Below are 22,716 nucleotides of genomic sequence, written 5' to 3'. Positions count from 1 at the left end.
TTGCTTCTCCGCAGGTCACCTTCCCTACCCCCCCTCGTCGCGCTCGTCCCCCCTCCCCCCCCCCCGCCCCCCCCCCCCCCCCCCCCCCCCCCCCCCCGCTACGGCACTCAGCGGACGTTCACCGTCGCCACCTCGGAGGTCCTCTGGCGTACGGGGTGGCTGTCCTTCGGGGAGGTCAGGCCGTACACCACCGCGCGGTAGTCCAGGGCGCCGCTGCGCGCGGCCTTGACCTGGGCGGCGGCCTGCGCGTCGCCGCTCCGGTCGACCACGGCACCGCAGGTCACCTGGGCCCATGCCTGCTTACCGCTACGGCCCTCCAGGCATATCCGCAGGTACTCGGAGGCGTCGTCGTCCCCGTGCGCCGTGACCGTGAAGGTCTTGCCGACCTGCGCCGTGTGCGGCGCGGTGATACTCACACCGCCCTTGGCGAACGCCGGTCCGGCGGCCAGCGCCACCGAGGCCAGACCCAGCGCGCCGATCACGGCCACACGGCCGCCCCGTACCTTCGTCCCGGTCTTCTCCGTCCTGGTCATGGACTTCCCTCCTGCGGATCTCTCCCACACGGCGAGACCCATCCCTTCGCGACGGCGCCCACTGCGCCTCGCTGATCACTGAGATGGGCCGACCGCGCCGCCCGTTGCCTCCCGCCCGGCGTCTTTGCGGATCCATAGCAAACCCCGCCGACCACTCCGGCCCCTCCGCCGGACCGCCACCGTGCCGCCGTGGCGAACGCCCCCAACTCGCCTCCTTGGAACGGGACTCCACCGACCTGCGCAGTGAACTTTGGCGTCCGGGCGACGGGGCAACAACCCCTCCGCCCCTCGTCACTGAGGGGCTCCTGACGTGATGCCGCGCTTCGAGCGTCCCCTGACCAGGGAGGGCCTGCCGCCGGTCACGCGGCACCGCATCGCACGGCATCACGCGAGATCACGCGAGATCACGCGAGGCCACGCGAGGCCATGCCGCGATCATCAGGAGCGGCGCATCGCTTCCGCGCCGGCATACCGCGCGCTGCCGCCCAACTGCTCTTCGATACGGATGAGTTGGTTGTACTTGGCGGTGCGGTCGGAGCGCGACAGCGATCCGGTCTTGATCTGGCCGCAGCCCGTGGCCACCGCCAGGTCCGCGATCGTCGTGTCCTCCGTCTCTCCCGAGCGGTGCGACATGACGACGGTGTAGCCCGCCCGGTGGGCGGCGTCGACGGTGGCCAGGGCCTCCGTCAGGGTGCCGATCTGATTGACCTTCACCAGGACCGAGTTGGCGACGCCGGAGGCGATGCCCTCGCGCAGGATGGTCTCGTTCGTGCAGAACACGTCGTCACCGGTGAGCTGGCAGCGCCCACCGACCCGCGCGGTCAGCTCCCGCCACCCCGCCAGGTCGCCCTCGGCCATCGGGTCCTCGATCGACACGATGGGGTAGGCGTCGATCAGCTTGACCAGGTAGTCGGAGTTCTCGGCGGGCGTGCGCCGCACCCCTTCCCCGGTGTAGTCGTAGACGCCCTCGCGGAAGAACTCGGACGACGCCGGGTCCATGACCAGGCCGATGTCCGTGCCCGGCCGGTAGCCCGCGCGCTCGACGGCGGCCACCACGAAGTCGAGCGCCTCCTCGGCGGTGCGCAAGGCGGGCGCGAAGCCGCCCTCGTCGCCCACGCCCGTGGAGTGCCCGGCGGCGAGGAGGTCACGGCGCAGGGTATGGAAGATCTCGGAGCCCATGCGCACGGCCTCGGCGAAGGTCTCCGCGCCGATCGGGGCGATCATGAACTCCTGGAAGTCCAGGGGGTTGTCGGCGTGCGCGCCGCCGTTGACGATGTTCATCATCGGTACGGGCAGGAGCCGGGCGTCGGAGCCGCCGAGGTAGCGGTAGAGCGGCAGGCGGTGGGCGGCGGCCGCGGCCTTGGCGGTGGCCAGGGAGACCCCGAGGATCGCGTTGGCGCCGAGCCTGGACTTGGTCGGCGTGCCGTCCGTGGCGACGAGGACGGCGTCGAGGCCGGCCTGGCCCTCGGCCTCGCGGCCGGTGACGGCGGCCGCGAGTTCCGTGTTGACGTGGCGTACCGCTCGGTCCACGCCTTTGCCGTGCCAGCGAGCGGGGTCGCCGTCGCGGAGTTCGACGGCCTCGCGGGCACCGGTCGAAGCGCCGGACGGGACCGCGGCCCGGCCGATGGATCCGTCTGCCAGTTCCACGTCCACTTCGACCGTGGGGTTGCCCCTGCTGTCGAGGACGCGGCGGCCGATGACGGAGGTGATGGCGGTCATGGGAGTCCTTCCCGTTGTCGCATGCGTGCCGGGGTTCGGCTGCGGCGACGGTGACGCTGGACCCGGCGCGGCACACTCTACAGCCATGCTGTGCAGTTGTGCTGTTTAGTTTTGCTATTCAGTGTTGCTGTACAGTTCCGCTGTGCAGTACTGCTGTGCAGCTGCGCTGCGTTAAAATCCGGTATGCCCCTTCCGGAATCCGCCGCCGTCGCGGCCGAACTGCGCACCGCGATGGGCAAGCTCACGCGGCGCGTGAAGCTTGAGGACAAGATGCCGCTCGGCCAGGTGGCCGTCCTCGGCGCGCTGGACCGCAGCGGCGCGATGACGACCAGCGAACTGGCGGCCGATCAGCGGGTGCGCCCACAGTCCATGGCCCGAGCCGTCGGACTGCTCATAGAGCAGGGGCTGATCACGCGCCGGGCGCATCCGACCGACGGCCGCAAGAGCCTCGTCGAACTCTCCCCCGCCGGTCAGGCGCTGCTGGAGGAGGAACGGGGACGCAGGGCCGACTGGCTCGCGCAGGCCATCGAGGCTCAATTGACGCCGGAGGAGCGGCAGTTGCTGACGCGAGGAATCGGGCTGGTGGAGAGGCTCGCGGCGCACTAGGCGGCTCCGGCGCCCACCCCGGGACCCTCACCGGCTCCGGCACCCGCCCCCGGACCCTCACCGGCTCCGGCGCCGCGCTCCGGCCCGTACGTACCGCCGGGCGCGAGGCACTCCGGCCCGTAGGTCCCGCCGGGCGCGAGGCACGCCGGGACGTACGGCCGGACGCCCCACGAGGACCGGGCGGGCGGATACGGGCCTTACGGAGATCGCGGCGGTGTGCCGTTCGCCGCCCTGGTCCCGGCGTCGCGGGCGGTGGCGGCGATGGACTGGAGGGCGGTCAGGTGCCCGTCCAGGGCGTCGTGGCCGTCGAGGGTGAGGGAGAGCCAGGTGCGGTAGCGGCGGCCGACGGCCCCTTTGCGGATCGTGAGGTAGCCGACCGTCTCCAACGCCGAGGCGGCCTTGCTGAGTACGGAATCGGACACCCGGCAGCTGTCGCGCACCGTCGCGAACTCGGCCTCGTCGCAGGCCGAGAGGAAGGCCGCGACCGCCAGGCGGGTGGGGTGGTGGAGCACCGGATCGAGCCCTCCGCCGACGCTCGGAGGCGTCGCGGTCATGGGGTGTCCCGCAACTCTCGACGGACGCGGGCATTGCGCCCGGCGAAGTAGACCCACAGGGCCGCCCCGGCCGCCGTGCCCGTCACGGCGAGGGAGACCGACCAGGTGAGCCCGGCGAGCCGGCACACCGCCAACCCGCCGCAGAAGGCCACGAAGCCGATGACAGCGACCGCCGACCGCCTCGCGGGGGATGGCCTCACCATCACGCCGGAGCGGCGCCTGGCGTACCGGGCGAGGCCGAAGCCGAGCAGTATCGCGATCGGACCCGTCCACGGCCACAGGCCGCCGGGGCCGCCGTCGTAGACCAGGCCCATCCCCATGCTGTAGGCGGCCAGGACAACCGCGGCCACGGGCCCGTACCAGGCGGGCACCAGGCGCGCCTGGAGCCGGGCCCGGCGCTCCGCCGCCTCGGCGCCCTGGAGGGCGGTAGCGGCATCCGTGCCGTCCAGGGGCTGCGAGGCGATGCTGCTCTGCGGGTCCATCCGGTTCCATGACCTTTCATCAGGTGCCATCGGGCGCGGCCGACGGTGCGCCGACATCGCTTGCCACCCTGGCATGGATTTTCCAGATTGGAAAGTCACCAAAAATGGAGCAGCCGCAGCGGCCGGCCGTGGCCCGACCCCGGTACTGGGTGCCTGAGGTGGAGCGATACGTGCGGGCTCGTCGAGGGCCGCGTCTACGGCCGGGTCGCCACCATCCCTCCAATCGGCGCCGGCTTCACCTGGGGCAGCGGGAACTCGCCCGTACCGGTCGCGCTGGTTCCTGCCGCCCTCTCGCCGGTTCTGCCGCCCTCTCGCTGGGCCTGCGGTCTGCCCGTACGCCACCGGTCCCAGCCGGCCCGTGGCAGCGACGCTTCCCGGGGGGCGGCGTCGTCGCGGCGCAGCCGCTGCGGCCGGGGCGCCGCCGCTGTGGCCGCGGCGCCTACGCCTTGGTCACAGCACCTACGCCTTGGCCCCGATGCCTACGCCTTCGTCGCCCGGTCGTAAGCGGCCGTCGCCCGCTTGAGGAACGCCACCACCGTGGCCTGCTCCTGGGCTGTCATGGACTCGGCGATCTCACCGATGTCCACGACAAGGGGCTCTACGTGCTCGAAGGCGGCCTCCTCCCAGCGCTCCGCCGGAGTCACGAGCACCTTGCGCCGGTCGCTGGGATGCGGCTGACGGCTCACATGCCCGCCGTCCATCAGGCGGTCGATCACCAGCGTCATCGCCGCCGTCGAGATGCCGAGTTCGCGTGCCAGTTCGCTCGGCGTGGCCGGTCCGGCGCTGACGAGATGGTCCATCACCGCGAGCCCGGCGGGATCGACGCGCATCTGCCGGCCCTGGTACCGCTCGAACCGCTGCTGGCAGCGGGTCAGATTCCTCAGCTGCTCCCGGATGGGGCTCTCCGGCGTTGCCGCGGGCCGGGACTCGGCGGGCTGGTTGGCAGTCATGACGTGGAAGCTGCTCCCTGGGTCGCTAACGGCGTTGGCAACCAATGATGCGCGAGACCTACAGGCTGTAGGAGGGCAGGGCGAAGGTGTCGGCGGGCGGGACGAGGAAGCGGTTCAGCGCCCCGGCCACGCGGGGCCGGGCGGCGGCCCGCAGGACCAGGTGGAGGGCGCGGATACCCGCCCGGGTACGCGGCGCGGCAACGCGCGGCACACCCGGCGGCAAATCCTGGGCCCGCTCGACGTAGGGGCGCAGTACCTCCTCGTAGCGGATGAATGCCTGCTCATGACGGGCATGGTGGGCGAGTTCACCGGCCAGGACGTACGCGCCGGTGAAGGCGAGGCTGGTGCCCATACCGCTCAGGGGCGAGGGGCAGTACCCGGCGTCCCCGAGTACGGCGACGCGGCCGTGGGACCAGCGGGGCATACGGACCTGGCTGACGCGGTCGAGATAGAAGTCGGGCGCGGTGTCCATGGCCGCCAGGACGCGGGCCGTCTCCCAGCCGGCATCGCGGAAGACGAGGCGCAGGAGCTGCTTCTGCGCCTCGGGCGCCGGCTCCTCGTGCCCGTGGGGCGGGGAGAGGAAGGACAGCGAGGCACGGGTGGTGCCGCGGTTGTCGGGGCGCAGGGTCACCACGCGTCCCCCCGGGGCGTTGTACCAACGCGCCCAGCGCCCGTCGCCGGGCTCACCGGGGATGGTGAAGTAGGCGGTCGTCAGGCCCAAGGGCCGCGTGCCCACCGCGTCGCCGGGACCGCCGGAACCCCTGAGACCGCCGGAACTGCCGGGACCGCCAGGACCGCCAGGACCACCAGGACCACCAGGACCGCCGCGACCGCCGGAACCGCCAGGACCGCCCGAACCACCGAAAGCGATGTCGCGGGTGCGGGAGCGGGCGCCGTCGGCGGCGACAACGAGATCGAAGTCCCGCTCGGCGCCGCCGCGGAACGTGACCCGCACCCTCTCCTCGCCCTGCGACAACTCGGTGATCTCATCGGCGAACAGGTACTCGGTGTAGGGCCGCGTCTCCTCGTACAAGAGGCGGGACAGGTCGGCGCGGAGAATCTCCAGCTCGGCGACCGGGCCCTGACCGCCGAAGGCTCCGGTGGGAAGGGCGGCCTTCACACGGCCCGTCCGGTCGACGAACCGGATGCCTTCCTCGTGGGTGGCCTGGGCCCGCAGCGTCCGTTCCAGCCCCATCTTGCGGGCCACGGCGCGCCCGGCGCCCCGCAGGTCCACGGTCTGCCCGCCCTCCCGCACGGCGGGAGCACGCTCGACCACCGTGGCCGCGAGGCCGTGGCGGTGCAGCCAGTAGGCCAGGGCGGGGCCGGCGATGCCCGCCCCCGCGACCAGGACATTCCGGTGGGTCATGGCACTCCCTCTCTTCCTGCCTCGGATGCGCTCCACGCGCGCCGGTACGGGACCCCTGTACGCGCGGCCCCGCGCCGGGGTCACGCGGTGACGTCCCGCTTCGCACCGAACCCGGCAGCACCACTGCCGCCGGAGGCGTCAGAGGCAGCGGGGACACCGGAGGCAGCGGGGGCGACGCCGTGCTGCTCCTCCTCGGGCCGGCCCTCCTTCGGCAGCAGAAAGGTGATGGCCAAGAACGCGGCCAGCAGACACGCCTGGACGATCAGCGCGTGGTGGAAGCCGGCGGTGAAGTCGCCGGTCTCGGCCTGGGCGAAGAACACCGAGCCGAAGATCGCCACGCCGATGGAGCCGCCGATGGCCTGCACCGCGGAGAGCACGCCGGAGGCGGAGCCGATCTCGTCGTCGTCGACCGCGGCAAGGATGAAACTGAACAGGGCGGCGATCACCATGCCCGCTCCGATACCGGCCACCGCCACCCCCGGGGCGATGTCCCAGATCGAGAACGAAGCAGCGCTCAGCCCGTCGAGCTCGAACCAGAGCAGCGCCGCACCGGCGAGCTGGATCAGCGGCCCTATCTGGAGGACCTTGCGGCCGATCTTGTCGGCGAGGAACGCGCCGCTGACCGCTCCACCGATCGCCGTACCCACCGCGAGCGGCAGATTGCCCAGGCCGGCGTCCCCGGCGGTGAAGTCCTGGCCGATCTGCAGGAACAGCGTGAGTACGAGCTGGGTGCCGATCAGCCCGCCGAAGAACAGGGCGATACCGCCGAGTCCCACGGTGAAGGCGGGCTTGCGCAGCAGGCCCGGGGTCACCAGCGGCCCCCGGCCCGCCGCGGCGGTGCGGCGCTGCTGCAGCGCGAACAGGCCGAAGCCGACGACCGAGGCGGACATGCACAGCCAGGTCCACAGCGGCCAGCCGTCCTCCTGCCCCTGGTTCAGCGGCAGCACAAGGAGCGCGCAGGCCGCCACGACCAGGCCCGCGCCGACCATGTCGACCCGCACGGTCCGGTCGCCCCGCCTCTTCGGCACGGACTTCGCCGCGATGGCCAGGGCCGCGAGCCCGATGGGCAGGTTGACCAGGAACACCGAGCGCCACCCGAGGCCGAAGAAGTCGCCCTCGATGAGGAAGCCGCCCAGTACCGGGCCGACGATGCCGCCCAGGCCGAGCACGGGACCGAAGATCGCGAAGACCTTGGTGAGCTCGGGGCCGGAGAAGTTCTCGCGCAGCAGGCCCAGGCCCTGCGGGAGCAGCATCGCCCCCGCGGCGCCCTGGAGCAGCCGGAAGACGATCAGCAACCCGATGTTCGGCGACAGCGCGCACAGCAGCGAGCTCAGCGTGAAGGCCGCCAGGCCGATGAGGAACATCCGGCGCCGCCCGTAGCGGTCACCGAGCCGGCCGCCCAGCACAAGACCGGCCCCCAGGGTGAGGGCGTAGCCGCCGATCACCCACTGCAGGCCGACGGAACCGGCGCCGAGGGACTCCTCCAGCGCGGGCCCCGCGACGTTGACGATCGACGCGTCCAGGAGATCCATGATCTCCGCGACGATCATCACCACCAGGATCAGCCATCTCCACCGGTACGGCTCGGCGGTCGGGTCGGCACTCATCTTGCCTCAGTTCATTGATTACCAATATTCTTAGCAATGTTGAGAGTAACCAGTGCCCCACGCATGTCAACCGCACCCCGAACTCGCCCCTGCGGCTATTCGAGACCCATCAGGCCGATCACTCCGCTTGGCATCGGGGGGCCACCTCACCCGGCGTTTTCGCCCGCCTTCGCCGGGTTGACACCAGCTTCGAGGGTCGGTGCCGCTGCATACGCCTCCGGCGTTGCCCTGCCGGGGCGACGCGCTTCCGCCGCCAGGGCCGGACGGACGCCCGCCCGCCGAGCACCACCGCGCAGGCCGCGAACGTCAGCAGCCCGCCGACGAGGAAGGCGCCTCGCACAGAGGCCAGCGGCAGGATCAGTCCCCCCAGCGCGGCACCAGCGGCGATACCGGCGTTGTAGGCACCGGAGTTCGCCGCGAGTGCGATATCCGTGCGGCCCGGTGCGCAATGCAGCATCGCGTTCTGGGTGGTCATGAACACCGGCCCGAGCGCACCGCCCATCAACAGCAGGAACGCCACCGCGGCCACCGGATGGGCACCGGCCGCGTACAGGCCGATCATGCCCACCGCCTGCGCGGCCAGGGCAGTGGTCAGGGCGGCGTGCGGGAAGCGGTCCAGCAGCGCGCCGGTGATGCTCACCCCGGCCAGACACGCCACACCGAAAGCCACGAACAGGGCGCTGACGGTGCCGGGGGAGAACCCGCTCACGTCGCCCAGGAACTTCACGATGTACGTGTATCCCGCGAACGCCCCCGTGGCGGACAGGGCCCCGGCCACGAGCACGGTCCCGAACCGACGGGCGTCGGGGCTGGTTCCGTAGGCGGCGCGCTCCTCTTCCGGGCGCGATGTCGGCAGCAGAGCGGCGATCGTCACCAGAGAGAGGAGCCCCAGAGCCGCCAGCATGGCGATGGGCACCCGCCAGTCGTCCCGCTGGCCCAGCCAGGTCCCGGCGGGAACACCGAGCACCAGGGCGGAGGAGCCGGCGACGGACAGCGCTCCGATCACGCGCCCACGGACCTCGGGCGCGAACAGGCCCACCGCGACCGGCCCCATCACGGCCCAGAACAGCGCCTGGGCCAGCGCGGTCAGCAGCCTCGCCGCAAGGAGCAGCCAGTAGGAGGTGGCCAGCGCCGCGACCAGGCTCGCCACGATGAGCGCGGCCAGTAGCCCTGTGAGCACATGCCGTCGGGGCACAGCCCGCATGATGTGGGCCAGCGGCACGGACGCGACGGCCACCGTCACGCCGTAACCGGTGACCAAGAGACCGACCGCCGGCAGGGACACCCGGAGGCTTTCGGAGATGATCCCCAGGAGGCCGATCGGCAGGTTCTCCGCGGTGTTGAAAGTGAAGGCGGCCAGCATCAGGGCCACGAGCACCGCAAGCCCGCGCCATGGAGCCGGTTGCCCGGTGATCGCAGGGTCTCCGTCCGCCGTCGCCCGCTGCGCCTGCTCTTCGGCACTGTCCATGGACGTACCCCACCGGGCTCACCTGTCCACCGCAACCCCATGCATCTGCCGTGTGCGGGTGAGTTCAGAGAATCGCGCGGGACCTTCGGGATCTCCCAGCCATCCCGGTCCCGCCAACACCCGACTCGGCGACAGTTGGCTCGCCCCAGTGCCGTACAGCGCCGGAGCGGGCAACGCCCGTCTTGTTGACGGCTCGTCATAACCATCGCGCCGCCGGGCAGTTGGGAATCGCCACCGACGGCCGGTTGACGGCGAGATACGTGGCCGCCGGTGATCGCTCAGCGTCGCGGCTACCGATGGCGGGCGGCCTGCTGGTCGGGGGCCGGGGCCGCCGAGGCAGGTCCGTTGGCCGGATCGTGGACAACCACCTGAACCTCACCGAAGACCATGCGGAGACCGCGGGCCGTGTCCGCGTACTCGCGGACCCGGTGGATCAGCCCGCCCCGGAGCTCGAAGACGAAGCAGTGGTCGTTGCTGTACGGGTTGCCGTTGGCGAGCGTCGCCGTCATGGTCGCCTCCACTGCCACCCGCTCGCCGTCGACGTGGACCCCGTGGAAGGCGACGGCGACGTCACGCGCGTACAAGCGGGGGAAGTCCCGGGCGAAGAAGCGCACGATCGCCTCCCTGCCCACCATGTGGTTGGTCGCCCCGAGCGCGACGGCAGTGGCGTTGCCAGGAGGCGACAGCCATTCGGCGTCCTCGGTGAGGACCGCGGAGATCCGGTCCGGGTCGTAACTGGCGAGCGCCTGAAAGGCGTTCTGGATGATGTTCTGGCTCATGAAGCCACTGTCGCCTTCAGTACGCACCGACGTATTGGACAAATGTTCCCTTCGGTCCCGCCTAGAATGGGACCGTGCGATCCACGCGATCCCCCGTGCGCGAGCGTGCGGCGGTGGCCAGATGGGACGTCGTCAGGCCACCGCGGCCCAGCCGGACAGCCGGCGTCAGCCTGGCCGGATTCCGCGACCGCGACGCGGGCCCGATCGACATACGGGTGGTACCGCACCCGGCCGTCACGCTGATTCTGGAGTTCGGTGACAGTCCACTCGTCGTGGACACCGCCACGAGCCGACAGCAACTGCGAAGCCTGGCCGCCGGGTTCACACACGGCGCTCTTCACGTGCGGGGCGAGAAGATCCAGTGCGTGGAGGTGCGCCTGTCCCCCGTGGTCGCGTACGCGGTGCTGGGCATCTCCCCGGCGGAGCTGGAGCACGTGGTGGTGAGCCTCGACGACCTGTGGGGCCGCGGCGCGCCACGGATCCGGGAGCAACTCGGCGAAGCCCGGTCGTGGCAGGACCGCTTCGCCTTGACGGACGCCTTGCTCGCCCGCCGGGGAGAGACGGGGCCGTCCGCGGACCCTCAAGTGGCCTGGTCCTGGGACCGGATCGTCGGCAGCCGCGGCCGGGTCCGGATCGACGAACTGGCGGCCGAGGTCGGGTGGAGCCGCAAACGCCTGTGGTCCAGGTTCCGGGCGCAGATCGGCCTCCCGCCCAAGCGCGCCGCGAAGCTGGTCCGCTTCGACCATGCCGTCCACCGCCTGTCGGCAGGCGAGGACGCGGCCCGGATCGCGGCGGACGGCGGCTACGTCGACCAGTCCCACCTGCATCGCGACGTCCAGGAGTTCGCCGGCGTGACTCCGGCGACCGTGGCCCACGAGCCGGGGCTGGCGGTGGGCGACATCGCGTGGGCAGACACGGCGTCGACGAGACGGACCGAGACCACTCGGCGGGGGCGCAGAGACGGCGTCCACCCCGTGGAGCCCAATCCTCGTTCCCCCACTGACTGCCGTCCGTGAACACGGAACCGAGTCGGCTGCCTCTGGATCGGACCGGACGCGAGCGACGGCGCCGGCGCCTGGTGGATCCGGGACATCGTGATCGATGCCGACGAGCGGGGTCGGGGCGTGTAAGGACGGATCAGGGCTCCGCGTGGTCCAGCAAGATGCTCAGTCCTCGCCGACTTGCAGGAGCGCGACAACGAATCCGCTTCCCCGGCCGACGACTACGCCGTCGAAGGTATGCCTGGTGACCGGGTTCCACGTACGTCCGTTCGCCCAGGGACCGTCGGTGTTGGAGAACCATTCCGACCCCGGGCCCAGAATCGACATCATCTTCGTCGCCGCCCGCCTTGCGCGGGCGAGGTCGCGCCGCAGGCGTCCGGGGAACACCAGGCTGTCGGCGGAGAGCCTGACCATCAACTCGATTGCTGTGGCATGCGCGACCGGGTGGATGGCCGCCTCGATCTCCTTGACCGTGGCCGGTCCGGTAGCGCCCTTTACCGCCTCGTGAGCCCAGTCGGCTTCAGCGGCCTTGGCGAGGTTGTGGACATGATGCGCGAGGTCAGCCCCCGAACTCCGGTGCCGGCGTGAGTAGACATTCTCCTCGCCGGCCAGGGAGGAGACGAGCGCTCCGAAGAGGTCCGCATCGTGCATGGCTGCATCCTGGCAGGGCCGGACTGACCACAGACCCTCCAGTCCGGTACGACGCTGCCCAGCCCCGAAGACGGCCGTAGGCAGGGACCGAGACGCCCGGGACAACGAGCATGTGCCTACGAAGACAACGAGCATGCGCCTACGAGCCTTGGTCCTTGCTGGGGGCGACCGGGAAGGACGCCTCGTCGCGGTTCGTGCCGTCGGAGATCCACCACCTGTCCCCGCCGAGAAGGGCCAGTTCCGCGCGGCCGTCGCCGTCCCAGTCGTGGACGGCGAAGAGCGTGCCGTCGACGGGGCCGTCGTCACCCGGCGCGGAGCGCTTGGTGGCGCGCCAGGGCTTGGACCCGAGCCCGTACTCGGAGCCGCCCCGCAGCACCTCGATCCGCGCGTCCCCCGTCTCCTTCTTCTTGGTGAGCTGTACGGCCAGGTCGTCGCAGCCATCGCCGTTGAGGTCCCCGGCGGCGAGCCTGGTGCCGAAGCCCTCCTTGAAGTCGCCGCCGTCCATGGTGACCCACTTGGCCGGCTCCTTCCCGTAGCGGACGCTGACCTGGCCGCGCCGGTGGGGTGTGTCGACCTCGTCGTAGCTGTCGACGAAGCTCCGGCCGATGGCGATGTCCTGCCGCCCGTCGCCGTCGAAGTCGCCGAAGACGACGTTCTCGCCCTTCGGCAGCCGCTCGGGCTCCTTGCTCAGGCCGCCGTCGGTACGGGCGCCGCCGGTGAACAGCAGGGGCGGATCCCACGGGGAGCCGTAGAGCGCGAGATCGGTGGCGCGGTCGCCGTTCGCGTCCCCGGCGACCAGCACGGGAGACGCGCCCTCGTGGACCGGGCTGGGGATCTCCACGGTCCGGGCGGGGGCGCCGGAGCGCTTGAACGGTCCCTTGAGGACGACCAGCTCCGGATCCTCGTTCGAGGACCGGAAGGCCGCGAGGTCGGTGTGGCCGTCCCCGTCGAAGTCGCCGGCGACCGGCGCGGTGCTGTATCCGCTGCCCGGCAGCGGGACGCGCCCGTGCGGTCCGCCGCTCTGCGGGCCCTTGGGGCCTCCCCACAGGACCTGGGCGGCGGCGCTGACGATGAGGTCGGCGTGGCCGTCCTCATCCAGGTCGGCGATCGTGGGCTGCCACGGGTCGTCGCCCGTCTGGATGTCGTCCGGCACCCCGAGGTCGTCGCGGGTGAGGACGGTCGTGCGGCCGTGGTCCGGGCCGTGCTCGGAGCCGGGCACGGTGATCACGTCGAAGTTCTCCGTGTCGGAGATCTCGTGCACCAGGTCGACGGAGCCGTCCCCGTTGAGATCGGGAGTCGCGGGCGTGTCCTCACGCGCAGAATGGGCCGGTCGGCATGGACTGTTGGGCACCGAGCGCGCGCCGTCGGAGGAGGGAAGGACGAGGAACGCCACCACCACCGCCACCGCTACGAGGCAGGCCGGCACGGCGTGCCATATGCGCAGGTGGCGGAAGAACGGACCGCCTGCTGTCGGAAAGTACATCAGCCCACTTCACGGGCGTGGACGCGGCCCGTACAAGGAAGCGGATCATTTTGTTACGGGGGTGATGCACGGCGGTCCTGCCCCACCCCGTTCCGGCCCACGGGTACGTACGGCCGTGAGCCAGGGCTTCATCCGGCGATGGCCCTGGACGCCCAGGCGGCCGCCGGGTAAGGGGAACGGTGCCCAGGGGCGTGCACGAGACCGTTGACCGGATCGCCGAAGGGACCCCGGCGTCCTTGCGGGCTCCTTGCCGGCTCCTTGCCGGCTCCTTGCGGGCGTGGTCAGCCGTCGGCCGTGCGTTCCTGGCTTCGCTGGTTCGCGCGGTCGACCTCGGCCATGTGTTCTTCGGCCCACTCACGGAGCCCGGCCAGCGGTTCTTCCAGTGTCAGGCCGAGCGGGGTGAGCCCGTAGTGCACGCGTGGTGGCACTGACGCTTCCACCCGACGGCTGACCAGGCCGTCACGGGCCAGCCCTTGAAGGGTGACCGACAACATCTTCTGCGAGACGCCGGCCATCCTGCGCTGCAGATCCGCGAAACGCACCTCCTGCGGGTGTGCCTCCGCCAGCACTTTGATGGCCATGGACGTCCACTTCGTGCCGATCCGGTCAAGCAGACGGCGGGTCGGACACTGCGGATCAAGCAGATCTCCACGGGGCCCGTGAGAGGGGTGCCGCGTCGAGGAGGTCACCTGGAGTTCACCACCTGTGGCAGAAGTGCGGTCTTGGCCTCCTCACTCTAGTTACCTATCGTTCTACTGTCACCATTGGTAACCACCTAGAGGGGATCGCCGTGCCTGCCGCACCCCACCACCTGCCCCATCGCCCGCCAGGCATCGAACTACGACGCGTCACGGCCAACGGCACCGACCTCAACGTTGCCCTCGCCGGCGAAGGGCCGGCCGTGCTGCTGTTGCACGGCTTCCCGCACACCTGGCGACTGTGGACCGATGTCCTGGACAGCCTCGCCGGGCGATACCGAGTGATCGCACCGGACCTGCGAGGAACAGGCGCGAGCACGCGCGCACGGGACGGCTACGACGCCGGAACACTCGCGACCGACGCCGAAGCCCTCCTCGATGCTCTCGGGGAGAGTTCGGCGGCCGTGGTCGGCATCGACGCCGGAACCCCGCCGGCCTTCCTTCTCGCCATGCGCCGCCCCGACCTCGTCCGACAACTCGTGGTCATGGAGTCGCTTCTGGGCAGACTGCCGGGCGCGGAGGAGTTCCTCGCCCATGGAGCACCGTGGTGGTTCGGCTTCCACGCGGCACCCGGCCTCGCGGAGACCGTACTCACCGGACACGAAGCCCAGTACATCGACTGGTTCCTGAGCACGGGCTCCCTCGGAGAGGGCGTAGATCCCGCAGTCCGAGACGCCTTCGTCCACGCGTACACCGGAACCGAGGCCCTGCGCTGCGCCTTCTCGTACTACCGGGCACTGCCCGCGAGCGCCGAACAGATCCAGGAAGCCGCCGATACCGGCCGGTTGACCGTACCCACCATGGCCATCGGGGCCCACCCTGTGGGCAGAGCCCTCGAACGGCAACTGCGGCCGATCGCCGACCATCTCGTCGGCCACACCATCGAGGACTGCGGCCACATCATTCCGCTGCACCGCCCCAAGAGGCTGCTCGGCCTTCTGGAACCGTTCCTCGCCTCGCCGCTGCCAACCGTCAAGTCGCCGCTGCCAGCCGTCGAGCCTCGCGCGGGCTCAGGTGCCCCGGCGCCTCTGCCGCCATCGCGCACGTGACGTCCGCGGAAGCCAGGGCGTCCGGGGGGGCAGGGGGGCGTGTTCTCAATTGACCTGGCAACCCAGCAGGTCAGTGGCACATCATCCGCCGGATGCAATGCGGCGGGACACCGACATGGACAGGTGCTCCGTCTACCGTCGAGGCGTCCCGTACCCGAAACACCGGTGACAACATGCAGCGGGTGATGCGCGGAGACCCCGGACGCCGCGAAGTGCTCTGTGCCGTTCACGCCCGGGACGCGAGGTACCGCCAGTCCTGCCAAGTGTCGAGCCGCTTCCGATAGGCCGCCTCAAGGACCGGGTAGGGATAGGTGCCGAGGAAGAGGCGCAGGGGCGGTGCGTCGGTGTCGACGAGTTCGAGGACGACGGCGGCGGTGGCCCGCGGGTCCTGGGGCGTACGGGCGGACGCGCCGGCCCGGCGCGCGGCGCGGACGGGCTCGTAGGCGGGGAGCGGCTCGGTGTGCGCCGCGGAGGCGCCTGACCAGTCGGTGCCGTAGGGGCCGGGTTCGACGAGGGTGACGTGGATGCCGAACGCGCCGACCTCCTGGGCGAGGGCCTCGCTCATCCCCTCCAGGGCCCACTTGGAGGCGTTGTACAGCCCGAGCGTGGGGAAGGCGGCGAGGCCACCGAGGCTGGAGACCTGCACGATGTGACCGCTGCCCTGGGCCCGCAGGTACGGCAGAGCCGCCTGCGTCACCCACAGCGGGCCGAACAGGTTGGTGTCGAGCTGGGCGCGGGCCTGCTCCTCGGTGGTCTCCTCGACCATGCCGAACAGGCCGTAGCCCGCGTTGTTGACGACCACGTCGAGGCGGCCGAAGGTCTCGGCGGCCCGCCGCACCGCGGCGGTCGCGGCGGTGCGGTCGGTCACGTCGAGGCGGAGTGGTAGGACGTTGTCCCCATGTGCGTCGAGGAGGGGGCGCAGGGTCTCGGGGTCGCGTGCGGTGGCGGCGACGCGGTCGCCGCGGTCGAGAGCGGCTTCGGCCCAGATGCGGCCGAAGCCGCGGGACGCGCCGGTGATGAACCAGGTCTTCATGCCGTCGAGCCTGCGCCGTTCGCGCATCGTCAGCCAGCACCCCCGCGGGGTTACCCTCGCACCATGGCGGCCGACAACCTTCTGGGAGATTTCCTCAAGGCCCGGCGCGGGCGGGTCGCTCCGGCGGACGTGGGAGTACCGGCCACCGGGCGGCGCCGGGTGGCGGGGCTGCGCCGGGAGGAACTGGCCGGGCTCGCGGGAATCAGCGAGCCGTACCTGGTCCGGCTCGAACAGGGCGTCGACCGACACCCCTCGCCCCAGGTGCTGCGCTCCCTCGCGCGGGCACTGGAGCTGGACGCTGCCGCTTCGGCACACCTGTTCGCCCTCGCCGGTCCCGGCCTCGTATCACCGCCGCGGGCCGAGGTCGCCGCGGACGTGCACCGGCTGCTCGACGCGTGGGCGGACCGCCCGGCGTACGTCCGCGACCGGTGCTTCGACGTGCTGGCGGCGAACAAGCGGGCCCGCGCGCTCGCCCCGATGTACGAGCCCGGGGGCAACCTGGCCCGGGCGGTGTTCCTCGACCCGGCGTCCCGCCGGCTCTTCCCCGACTGGGCGGAGGTGGCCGCGCAGACCGCGGCGGCCCTGCGCGCCGAAGCCGACCCGCGCGACCCCAGGACCGCCCGCTTGGTCGCCGAACTGGAGACGGACGAGGAGTTCCGCCGACTGTGGGCACGGCACGAGGCGCGGCCCGCCCGTGACGAACTCAAGCGCTTCGCCCATCCGGTCGTCGGCGGCCTCGCCCTGCGACGGCAGGCACTCACCGTCGGCGGCGCCGAGCAACAGGTGATCATCGTGTACCAGGCGACGGCCGGAAGCCAGTCCGAGGCGGCCTTGGCCCGACTGCTTTGATACGCGCGGCAGTTGCCGCACAACACGTGTCGCTCGGCCGCGACGCCCCGAGCCCGGTCGGCCACTCTCGTCCGGGAGCCCGTCCGTGGCGGTTCTGCCCCGACTCTTGTGACACGCCCGGCAGTTGCCGACGATCCGTGGCCGCGCGTCCGACACCCCGAGCCCGGTCGGCCGCTGCTGAGCGCCCCGGACAACACACGCGCGGCCTTGCCCGAAGCTACGGCGTCCTGCCTTCGAACATTGACCTGACTCATACACCTTAAGCAACTAGCCTTCCCAGTCCGGAGTTCGTATCCGCCGGGGAGACTTTTCATGTCCGGAAACAGATTGTCTCGGGCTGAAGTCGACCACCCTCACCACGGAGTCTCGTGTCAGACATCTCCCTACGCCCAGCAGCCTTTGCCGACAAGACCACGGTCGAACGCCTGTGGCTGATGTTCCGACATGACATGTCGGAGTTGGAGGGTGACCTGCCCAACCCTGACGGATCCTTCCGAGACGACTGGCTGCACATGGCCTTCTCCGAACCCGACCGGGCACCGTATCTCCTGACGAGCGGGGACCGGCCCATCGGGTTCGCGTTCGTCCGCGGTCTGGCTGGTCCGACACACGTGATGAACAGCTTCTTCGTGGTGCGCGGGGCACGACGGGCGGGGACCGGGGTGCACGCTGCTCAGGGCATCGTGGCCCGGCATCCGGGGCCGTGGGAGATCCCGTTCCAGGATGCCAACCCGGGCGCGGTGAAGTTCTGGCGCCGCGTCGCCACAGAGATCGCCGGCGACGCCTGGACCGAGGAGCGCAGACCGGTGCCGAACCGGCCGGACCTGGCACCTGACGTCTGGATCTCGTTCAGTACCACGGCCGGATCAAGCAACGTTCGCCCTGCCGACGATGGTACGTAGCCGCCGGTCGCCGGCATGGCGGTTACACCAGATGATGTAGCGGCGGATCATACTGCCCTGATCCTTGTGGCCGGCGTGGCCGGTGCCATCGAGGGTGAAGTAGCGCAGGGCTGTGAACTGGGCTTCTATCCGGTTGAACCAGGCTTCGGAACCGAACGCCTTCGTCCTACCTGTTCGCACTCTTTCGGCCACGGTCAGCCGCATGACGTGGAGGCCGGGTCGCGAGCTCAGGAAGTCTCCGGCTCGGCCGAGAACTTCGTCAAGGTCCCCGGTGAGGTGCCATTCATCGGGTTGCATGCTTCATGGTTTCGACCTCCATCCGTCCTTCCGCTCGATCCGCTGGACCCTCAAGTCCCCGACCACAAAAGTGCCGTACCACTCGTCCTGCGTACCGACTCCAGAACATGACGAACGTCCTGAACCCGGTCGGTAAACGAGCCCATGAGGTCCACGCCACAGGCTCAAACGGACATCACGAACGGCACAAAATCACGGTCGGTAAAGATCCTTACGATCCACGTGGCGATCAGGTGCTCCATCTCGACGATGGCCAGAACCGCGTCGCGTTCCGGCTCGGCCCCGCGATCGGCGACGTCGACTCCCGTGTATCCAGGAAGCTGCTCGAACAGCAGCGACCGGATGCTTCCGAAAGCTCGTTCCACGATCTGCTTGTCCGTGGGGCGTAGGACCCGGGCAGGGAGGATGTTGCAGCCGAGCACTCGCTGAACTTCCACCAGGTGGTGGTTGCGGTAGACCGATCCGTGGTCGGTCGTCACGGTGTCCGCACCCTCGACAAGCGGCTCAGGGCCGCCCGCTCCAACCTCCGCTTCCAGGACCGACGCGTCGCCGACCTCGAATCCCAGATCACCAATACCTCGCAGGGAGTTCAGCAGTGGCGCGATAGTCCCGGGAAACGCCTGACGGCACGACTCGTTTTCGGAGAGTCCGGCCGCCTACCGCGGCCGGGCTCCCGAGCTGCCATCACGGGGCGTCAACGGATTGTTGACGGTGACAGCAGCGCTCGGACAGCCAAAGCAGAGCCGGGGAACGTCCCCGACCTCTGCCGGCCTCAGGCCGAGGCCGCAGCGACGCAGAACTCGTTGCCCTCCGGGTCAGCCATCACAACGTGGTGCCCGTCGAACTCCCCCCGGACGGCTCCGCCCGCCTTCACCAGCCGCTCAGACTCCGCCTTGATCCGCGCCCACCGCTCACCAGCACTGCCATGTCCCGGCACCCGAACGTCGATATGAAGCCGGTTCTTCGCCGTCTTCGGTTCGGAGACCTTGAGGATGGAGAGGCGAGGCCCGACGCCGTCGGGATCGCAGAGCCACGCCCCGTCGTCCTCCGATTCATCCTCCGGCAGGTCAAACTGCGCGAGCCACTCCTCGCGGGTTTTGAAGGGAGCAGGCGGCGGCTCGTCGATATAGCCCAGTGCGGTCTTCCAGAAAGCGGCGAGGAGTTGTGCGTTCGCGCAATCGAGGGTCAGATCGATTTGGGCTGCCATGACAGGACCGTACTGCACACCTCTGACAGCTACCGCCGTCACCAGTGCTCGTGTTCCCCCGGAGAACAGCTTCCGCACGAAACTGCGGATTGCCGCCGAACTGGCCCGCACTGCCAAGGCGGCCGGGGTCGTGTTCCGGGCGGTGGCCGCCGACTGCGGCTACGGCGACCAGCAGAGCTTCCTGCGGGACCTGTTCGAGGCCAGGCTGCCGTTCGTGGTGACGGTCAAGCCGAGCCATGACAGCCGGGCCTACGGCAAGGACGCCTACACGCCCGTCCACGCCGCACGCGCCCTGACCTGGACTGATCCCGAGAATCGCGGGGACTGGACGCTGGTCGAACGAACCTTCCGCGACGGACACACCGAGACCTGGTGGGCCGCCGACGCCAGCCCCGGCTTCTGGGGCCCGACGGAAACGTCCGCCTGGTCGTAGCCACCACCGACCCGGACACGCTGCCCTCGCAATCGACCTGGTACCTCGCCACCGACCTGGCCCGCCCCGGTGGACGGCGTGCCGAGGACAACCCCCAGCCCCCTGCCGGCCTGGCCGAGATCGTCCGGATCTACGGACTGCGGCACTGGATCGAGCAGAGCTACAAGCAGATCAAGGACGAACTCGGCCGGGCAGACTTCCAGGTCAGCTCAGACACCGTCATCCGCCGCCACCAGACCCTCGCCACCTGCGCATTCTCCTTCTGCTGGGACACCCGGTTCGCCCAACCAGCCCAACCGGGCCCCGCAGCCGACCCCGGGCACGAGCCGGCGACCACCGAGGCACACCCGGTTGAGAGAGGCCCGAACGAACCCCACCACACCCAACAGTCCAGCTGGCCACGGGCAATTCGCGCCGTCCGAGCTTGGCTCGCCCCCTGGACCACCCTCCAACGCTACTGGCGAGCCTGGACCAACGACCCACCACCACCCGAACTCCAAGCCCTGATCAACGCCGTCGGCGCAGGCCAACCACTTGACCTCTACTACCCGGTTTAACAAACCACCGCTAGAAAGGCAGTTCGTCGGCTTCCAATGGCTCTGAGTACCCACGTACCCAGTGGCCGGGGAGGGTGGCGCAGAGCGCCTCCAGGCCGGCGAACGTACTTCCCCGAACGTGCAGCCAGCTGTGGTCACTCAGTCCGTCGAGCCGCAAGAGCTTCCCCGGCGCGGAAAACCAGCACACGGGTGACTCTCCCTTCCCCGTCCACATCGGGTACTCGGGAAACTGCACCGGCGCGAACCGACTCGGCAGTTCTCGAATCAGGCTGGCGGGAAGTTCGCAGGCGTTGTAGAGCCGTCCTTCGCTGCCAAGCAGCGTCTCGCTGAGTACGAGCTCGACACAAGCCAGGGAGACCCGCTCCAGGAAGCGGACCCAACCATCCCGTGACTGGACGAACACCGGCGGATCGTCCTGACCGAGGTCCCGCAGCCGCACTCCCCAGAAAGCGCATCCCTGGTTCTCGCTGCGGAAGACGAGCACCCCACCGAACTCGTCGTGCACGAACAGCTCGGAAGGGCGCAGCAGCGGGTCCTGGTTGCCGGTGAGGTCGTGACGCGTACCGAGAAGCGAGTACGCCTCGCGCAACGCGGTCGGCAGTGTGAGCCCCAGCATCTCCTCGGCTAGCTCTAGCTCCTCCGCTCGCGTACCCGCGCCGTCGGCGAGCGGCTCCGCCCACGCTGCGGCAAAGTCCCGAACGAAGGCCCAGGCCCGCGCCCTGTCGGGTATCCCGCCGCGCAGAGCTTGAGCCACATCGAACTCGTCAACCATGCGGTGGACCGTACAGGCCGGCCAGCTTCGCCGGGACTCCGCCAGGTCGTTTGCCAGAACCAGTGGGACTCGCCACATCTACTGAGAACGGACAGCTATCGCTGCGAGGCGCACCCGCCCGCAAGTGGCGTAGCTAACTTCTGCAAGCGTTCGCTTGCAAAAGTTAGCGTGGGTGATGCAGCATCGAGGCATGGCATCACTGAACGTCGGCAATCTCGGCGAGTTCCTGCGCGAGCAGCGGCGCACCGCGCAGCTGTCGCTGCGGCAGCTCGCCGATGCCGCCGGGGTGTCGAACCCGTATCTCAGCCAGATCGAGCGCGGGCTGCGCAAGCCGAGCGCGGACATCCTGCAGCAGCTCGCCAAGGCGCTGCGGATCTCCGCCGAGACCCTGTACGTGCAGGCCGGGATCCTCGACGAGCGGGACCGGGACGAGGCCGAGGTGCGGAGTGTGATCCTCGCCGATCCCTCGATCAACGAGCGGCAGAAACAGGTGCTGCTCCAGATTTACGAGTCCTTCCGCAAGGAGAACGGACTCGCGCCGGACCGCAAAGACGGCGACGACGAAGCAGACACATCCTCTAGCTGATCCGGGAGACCATCGCCATGGCCATCGCCGAAGACATCCGCAAGACCCTCACCGACCCGAAGCCGCTCTACGCCGCGGCCGGGGCCGCCGACGCGACCGCCGAGAAGCTTGGGCAGCTGATCGCCGAGGCGCCCGGTTTCATCGCCGAGCTGCGGGAGACCGACCCGAAGGCCGTGCAGGAGCGCGTCACCAAGCAGGCCAAGGAGGCCCAGGTGACCGTGCAGACCAAGGTCACCGAGGTGTTCGGGTCACTCGACACGGACCTGAAGAAGTGGCGCGACACCGCGCAGGACCTGGCGCTCCAGGGCGTGGGCCAGGCCGTGGGGTACGCGGCCAAGGCCGGCGAGACGTACGAGAAGCTGGCCGAGCGCGGGCGTGAGGCCGTGCAGACCTGGCGCGGCGAGGCGGCCGAAGAGGTCGCCGAGATCGCCGTGGCCATCGAGCCCGACGCCGAGGAGCCCGCCGCGAAGGACGGGGCGACGAGCGAGTCCGCCGCCCAGGACGCCGGCGAGCCCAAGGCTTCCGCCAAGAAGCCCGCGGCCCGTAAGCCCGCCGCCGCGAAGAAGCCCGCGCCCAAGGGCGCCGACCAGTAAGGTCCCCGAGCGGGCCGGGCACGCCCCGCGTGCCCGGCCCGTTGTACGGGTTGTACGGGTACGGTGGCGGCGTGCGCTGACCGTACGGGCCGTAGGAGCCGTAAGGCCGCAGAGGCCATGAGGGCCATACGGCCGTACGGGCCATACCGCCCCCGCGAGGGGCCAGAGGACGAAAGGTGAACGGCGTGCTGGTGCAAGCCTTCGGCAACGTCATGTACTGGGTGTCGATCGCCCTGCTGGTCTTCACCGCGGTCGCGTTCGTCGACGCCGCCATCCACCGCGAGGACGCCTATCGCGCGGCCGGCAAGCAGACCAAGCCGTTCTGGCTGATCATCCTCGGCATCGCGGTCGCCGTGAACCTCTTCATGGGCATCCTGTCCTTCCTGCCGATCATCGGGCTCATCGCCACCATCGTCTACATGGTGGACGTGCGCCCCGCGCTCAAGCAGGTCTCGGGCCGGCGCGGCCCGCGCCGCGGCGGCTCCAGCTCGGACGGGCCGTACGGGCCGTACAACGGCGGCCGCTGACAGCCGCGGTCCGT

23 protein-coding genes and 3 pseudogenes are annotated in these 22,716 nt (G+C 70.3%); 9 read left to right on the top strand and 17 right to left on the bottom strand.

What is annotated here, in order from left to right; all coding sequences use genetic code 11:
* Positions 1–107 precede the first annotated feature (107 nt).
* Together AC07AB_RS09645 and eno are read right to left on the bottom strand one after the other, a co-directional pair.
* Positions 108–533, bottom strand: a complete 426-nt coding sequence (locus AC07AB_RS09645; protein WP_478562815.1) for a hypothetical protein — start codon at positions 531–533, stop codon at positions 108–110.
* Positions 534–971: 438 nt separating this feature from the next.
* Positions 972–2,252, bottom strand: coding sequence for a phosphopyruvate hydratase (eno, locus tag AC07AB_RS09640; protein ID WP_478562812.1), 1,281 nt, complete (start codon positions 2,250–2,252; stop codon positions 972–974).
* Positions 2,253–2,435: 183 nt separating this feature from the next.
* Here eno and AC07AB_RS09635 point away from each other — a divergent pair, with 183 nt between their 5' ends.
* Complete coding sequence (locus tag AC07AB_RS09635; RefSeq protein ID WP_478562809.1) at positions 2,436–2,858, top strand: MarR family winged helix-turn-helix transcriptional regulator; 423 nt, start codon at positions 2,436–2,438, stop codon at positions 2,856–2,858.
* A gap of 197 nt (positions 2,859–3,055) precedes the next feature.
* On the opposite strand, the gene AC07AB_RS09630 is transcribed toward AC07AB_RS09635, so the two are convergent.
* From AC07AB_RS09630 to AC07AB_RS09600, 7 genes are all read right to left on the bottom strand, one after another.
* Positions 3,056–3,412: a transcriptional regulator gene (locus tag AC07AB_RS09630; RefSeq protein WP_478562806.1), complete on the bottom strand. Its 357-nt coding sequence runs from the start codon at positions 3,410–3,412 to the stop codon at positions 3,056–3,058.
* Entirely contained in the window at positions 3,409–3,894 is a 486-nt protein-coding gene (locus tag AC07AB_RS09625) for a hypothetical protein (RefSeq protein ID WP_478562803.1), read from the bottom strand. The genes AC07AB_RS09630 and AC07AB_RS09625 overlap by 4 nt, the downstream gene beginning before the upstream one ends.
* Before the next feature lie 479 nt (positions 3,895–4,373).
* Positions 4,374–4,844 (bottom strand): MarR family winged helix-turn-helix transcriptional regulator, encoded by a 471-nt coding sequence (locus tag AC07AB_RS09620; RefSeq protein ID WP_478562800.1) that lies wholly within the window; start codon positions 4,842–4,844, stop codon positions 4,374–4,376.
* 58 nt (positions 4,845–4,902) lie between these two features.
* Positions 4,903–6,210, bottom strand: a complete 1,308-nt coding sequence (locus tag AC07AB_RS09615) for an FAD-dependent monooxygenase (RefSeq protein WP_478562797.1) — start codon at positions 6,208–6,210, stop codon at positions 4,903–4,905.
* An 80-nt stretch (positions 6,211–6,290) separates the two neighbouring features.
* Positions 6,291–7,817, bottom strand: a complete 1,527-nt coding sequence (locus AC07AB_RS09610; RefSeq protein WP_478562794.1) for an MFS transporter — start codon at positions 7,815–7,817, stop codon at positions 6,291–6,293.
* Positions 7,818–7,935: 118 nt separating this feature from the next.
* The gene (locus AC07AB_RS09605; RefSeq protein WP_478563555.1) at positions 7,936–9,180 is read right to left on the bottom strand and encodes an MFS transporter; all 1,245 of its coding nucleotides are present in this window, start codon (positions 9,178–9,180) and stop codon (positions 7,936–7,938) included.
* Positions 9,181–9,575: 395 nt separating this feature from the next.
* Positions 9,576–10,064, bottom strand: coding sequence for a nuclear transport factor 2 family protein (locus tag AC07AB_RS09600; RefSeq protein ID WP_478562792.1), 489 nt, complete (start codon positions 10,062–10,064; stop codon positions 9,576–9,578).
* 74 nt (positions 10,065–10,138) lie between these two features.
* On the opposite strand from AC07AB_RS09600, the gene AC07AB_RS09595 reads away from it, so the two are divergent.
* The gene (locus AC07AB_RS09595; RefSeq protein ID WP_478562790.1) at positions 10,139–11,080 is read left to right on the top strand and encodes a helix-turn-helix domain-containing protein; all 942 of its coding nucleotides are present in this window, start codon (positions 10,139–10,141) and stop codon (positions 11,078–11,080) included.
* A 150-nt stretch (positions 11,081–11,230) separates the two neighbouring features.
* Here AC07AB_RS09595 and AC07AB_RS09590 read toward each other — a convergent pair whose 3' ends face one another.
* The 3 genes from AC07AB_RS09590 to AC07AB_RS09580 all read right to left on the bottom strand — a co-directional run bounded on the left by AC07AB_RS09590 (position 11,231) and on the right by AC07AB_RS09580 (position 13,888).
* On the bottom strand, positions 11,231–11,716 hold the full coding sequence (locus AC07AB_RS09590) for a hypothetical protein (RefSeq protein ID WP_478562787.1): 486 nt from the start codon (positions 11,714–11,716) through the stop codon (positions 11,231–11,233).
* 139 nt (positions 11,717–11,855) lie between these two features.
* Positions 11,856–13,199 (bottom strand): FG-GAP and VCBS repeat-containing protein, encoded by a 1,344-nt coding sequence (locus AC07AB_RS09585; RefSeq protein ID WP_478562784.1) that lies wholly within the window; start codon positions 13,197–13,199, stop codon positions 11,856–11,858.
* A 281-nt stretch (positions 13,200–13,480) separates the two neighbouring features.
* The gene (locus tag AC07AB_RS09580) at positions 13,481–13,888 is read right to left on the bottom strand and encodes a winged helix-turn-helix transcriptional regulator (RefSeq protein WP_478562781.1); all 408 of its coding nucleotides are present in this window, start codon (positions 13,886–13,888) and stop codon (positions 13,481–13,483) included.
* 101 nt (positions 13,889–13,989) lie between these two features.
* Here AC07AB_RS09580 and AC07AB_RS09575 point away from each other — a divergent pair, with 101 nt between their 5' ends.
* Positions 13,990–14,946, top strand: a complete 957-nt coding sequence (locus AC07AB_RS09575; protein ID WP_478562778.1) for an alpha/beta fold hydrolase — start codon at positions 13,990–13,992, stop codon at positions 14,944–14,946.
* A 226-nt stretch (positions 14,947–15,172) separates the two neighbouring features.
* On the opposite strand, the gene AC07AB_RS09570 is transcribed toward AC07AB_RS09575, so the two are convergent.
* Positions 15,173–15,979, bottom strand: coding sequence for an SDR family NAD(P)-dependent oxidoreductase (locus AC07AB_RS09570; RefSeq protein WP_478562775.1), 807 nt, complete (start codon positions 15,977–15,979; stop codon positions 15,173–15,175).
* A 63-nt stretch (positions 15,980–16,042) separates the two neighbouring features.
* Here AC07AB_RS09570 and AC07AB_RS09565 point away from each other — a divergent pair, with 63 nt between their 5' ends.
* Both AC07AB_RS09565 and AC07AB_RS09560 read left to right on the top strand, forming a co-directional pair.
* Complete coding sequence (locus AC07AB_RS09565; protein WP_478562772.1) at positions 16,043–16,828, top strand: helix-turn-helix domain-containing protein; 786 nt, start codon at positions 16,043–16,045, stop codon at positions 16,826–16,828.
* Between the two features lie 368 nt (positions 16,829–17,196).
* Positions 17,197–17,730, top strand: a complete 534-nt coding sequence (locus tag AC07AB_RS09560) for a GNAT family N-acetyltransferase (RefSeq protein ID WP_478562769.1) — start codon at positions 17,197–17,199, stop codon at positions 17,728–17,730.
* Here the strand turns inward: AC07AB_RS09560 and AC07AB_RS09555 are convergent.
* The 3 genes and pseudogenes from AC07AB_RS09555 to AC07AB_RS09545 all read right to left on the bottom strand — a co-directional run.
* Positions 17,695–17,880: pseudogene (locus AC07AB_RS09555) on the bottom strand (IS630 family transposase); the annotation flags it as partial. The gene AC07AB_RS09560 and the pseudogene AC07AB_RS09555 overlap by 36 nt on opposite strands.
* A 338-nt stretch (positions 17,881–18,218) precedes the next feature.
* Positions 18,219–18,512, bottom strand: a pseudogene (locus AC07AB_RS09550) (transposase); the annotation flags it as partial.
* Between the two features lie 287 nt (positions 18,513–18,799).
* Positions 18,800–19,234 (bottom strand): VOC family protein, encoded by a 435-nt coding sequence (locus AC07AB_RS09545; RefSeq protein ID WP_478562766.1) that lies wholly within the window; start codon positions 19,232–19,234, stop codon positions 18,800–18,802.
* Between AC07AB_RS09545 and AC07AB_RS09540 the strand changes: the two are divergent.
* Positions 19,212–20,205, top strand: a pseudogene (locus tag AC07AB_RS09540) (IS701 family transposase); the annotation flags it as partial. The gene AC07AB_RS09545 and the pseudogene AC07AB_RS09540 sit on opposite strands and share 23 nt — an antisense overlap.
* Before the next feature lie 29 nt (positions 20,206–20,234).
* Here AC07AB_RS09540 and AC07AB_RS09535 read toward each other — a convergent pair.
* The gene (locus AC07AB_RS09535) at positions 20,235–20,996 is read right to left on the bottom strand and encodes an SMI1/KNR4 family protein (RefSeq protein ID WP_478562763.1); all 762 of its coding nucleotides are present in this window, start codon (positions 20,994–20,996) and stop codon (positions 20,235–20,237) included.
* A 190-nt stretch (positions 20,997–21,186) separates the two neighbouring features.
* On the opposite strand from AC07AB_RS09535, the gene AC07AB_RS09530 reads away from it, so the two are divergent.
* The 3 genes from AC07AB_RS09530 (at position 21,187) to AC07AB_RS09520 (ending at position 22,702) form a co-directional block, all read left to right on the top strand.
* The gene (locus AC07AB_RS09530) at positions 21,187–21,582 is read left to right on the top strand and encodes a helix-turn-helix domain-containing protein (protein WP_478562760.1); all 396 of its coding nucleotides are present in this window, start codon (positions 21,187–21,189) and stop codon (positions 21,580–21,582) included.
* 17 nt (positions 21,583–21,599) lie between these two features.
* Positions 21,600–22,175, top strand: coding sequence for a hypothetical protein (locus tag AC07AB_RS09525; protein ID WP_478562757.1), 576 nt, complete (start codon positions 21,600–21,602; stop codon positions 22,173–22,175).
* 185 nt (positions 22,176–22,360) lie between these two features.
* Complete coding sequence (locus AC07AB_RS09520) at positions 22,361–22,702, top strand: DUF2516 family protein (RefSeq protein ID WP_478562754.1); 342 nt, start codon at positions 22,361–22,363, stop codon at positions 22,700–22,702.
* Positions 22,703–22,716: the final 14 nt, after the last annotated feature.

This window comes from Streptomyces sp. NPDC044033, assembly GCF_056434425.1.
The sequence above is the reverse complement of the archived record's forward strand: the minus strand, read 5'-3'. Positions and strand labels throughout refer to the sequence as shown.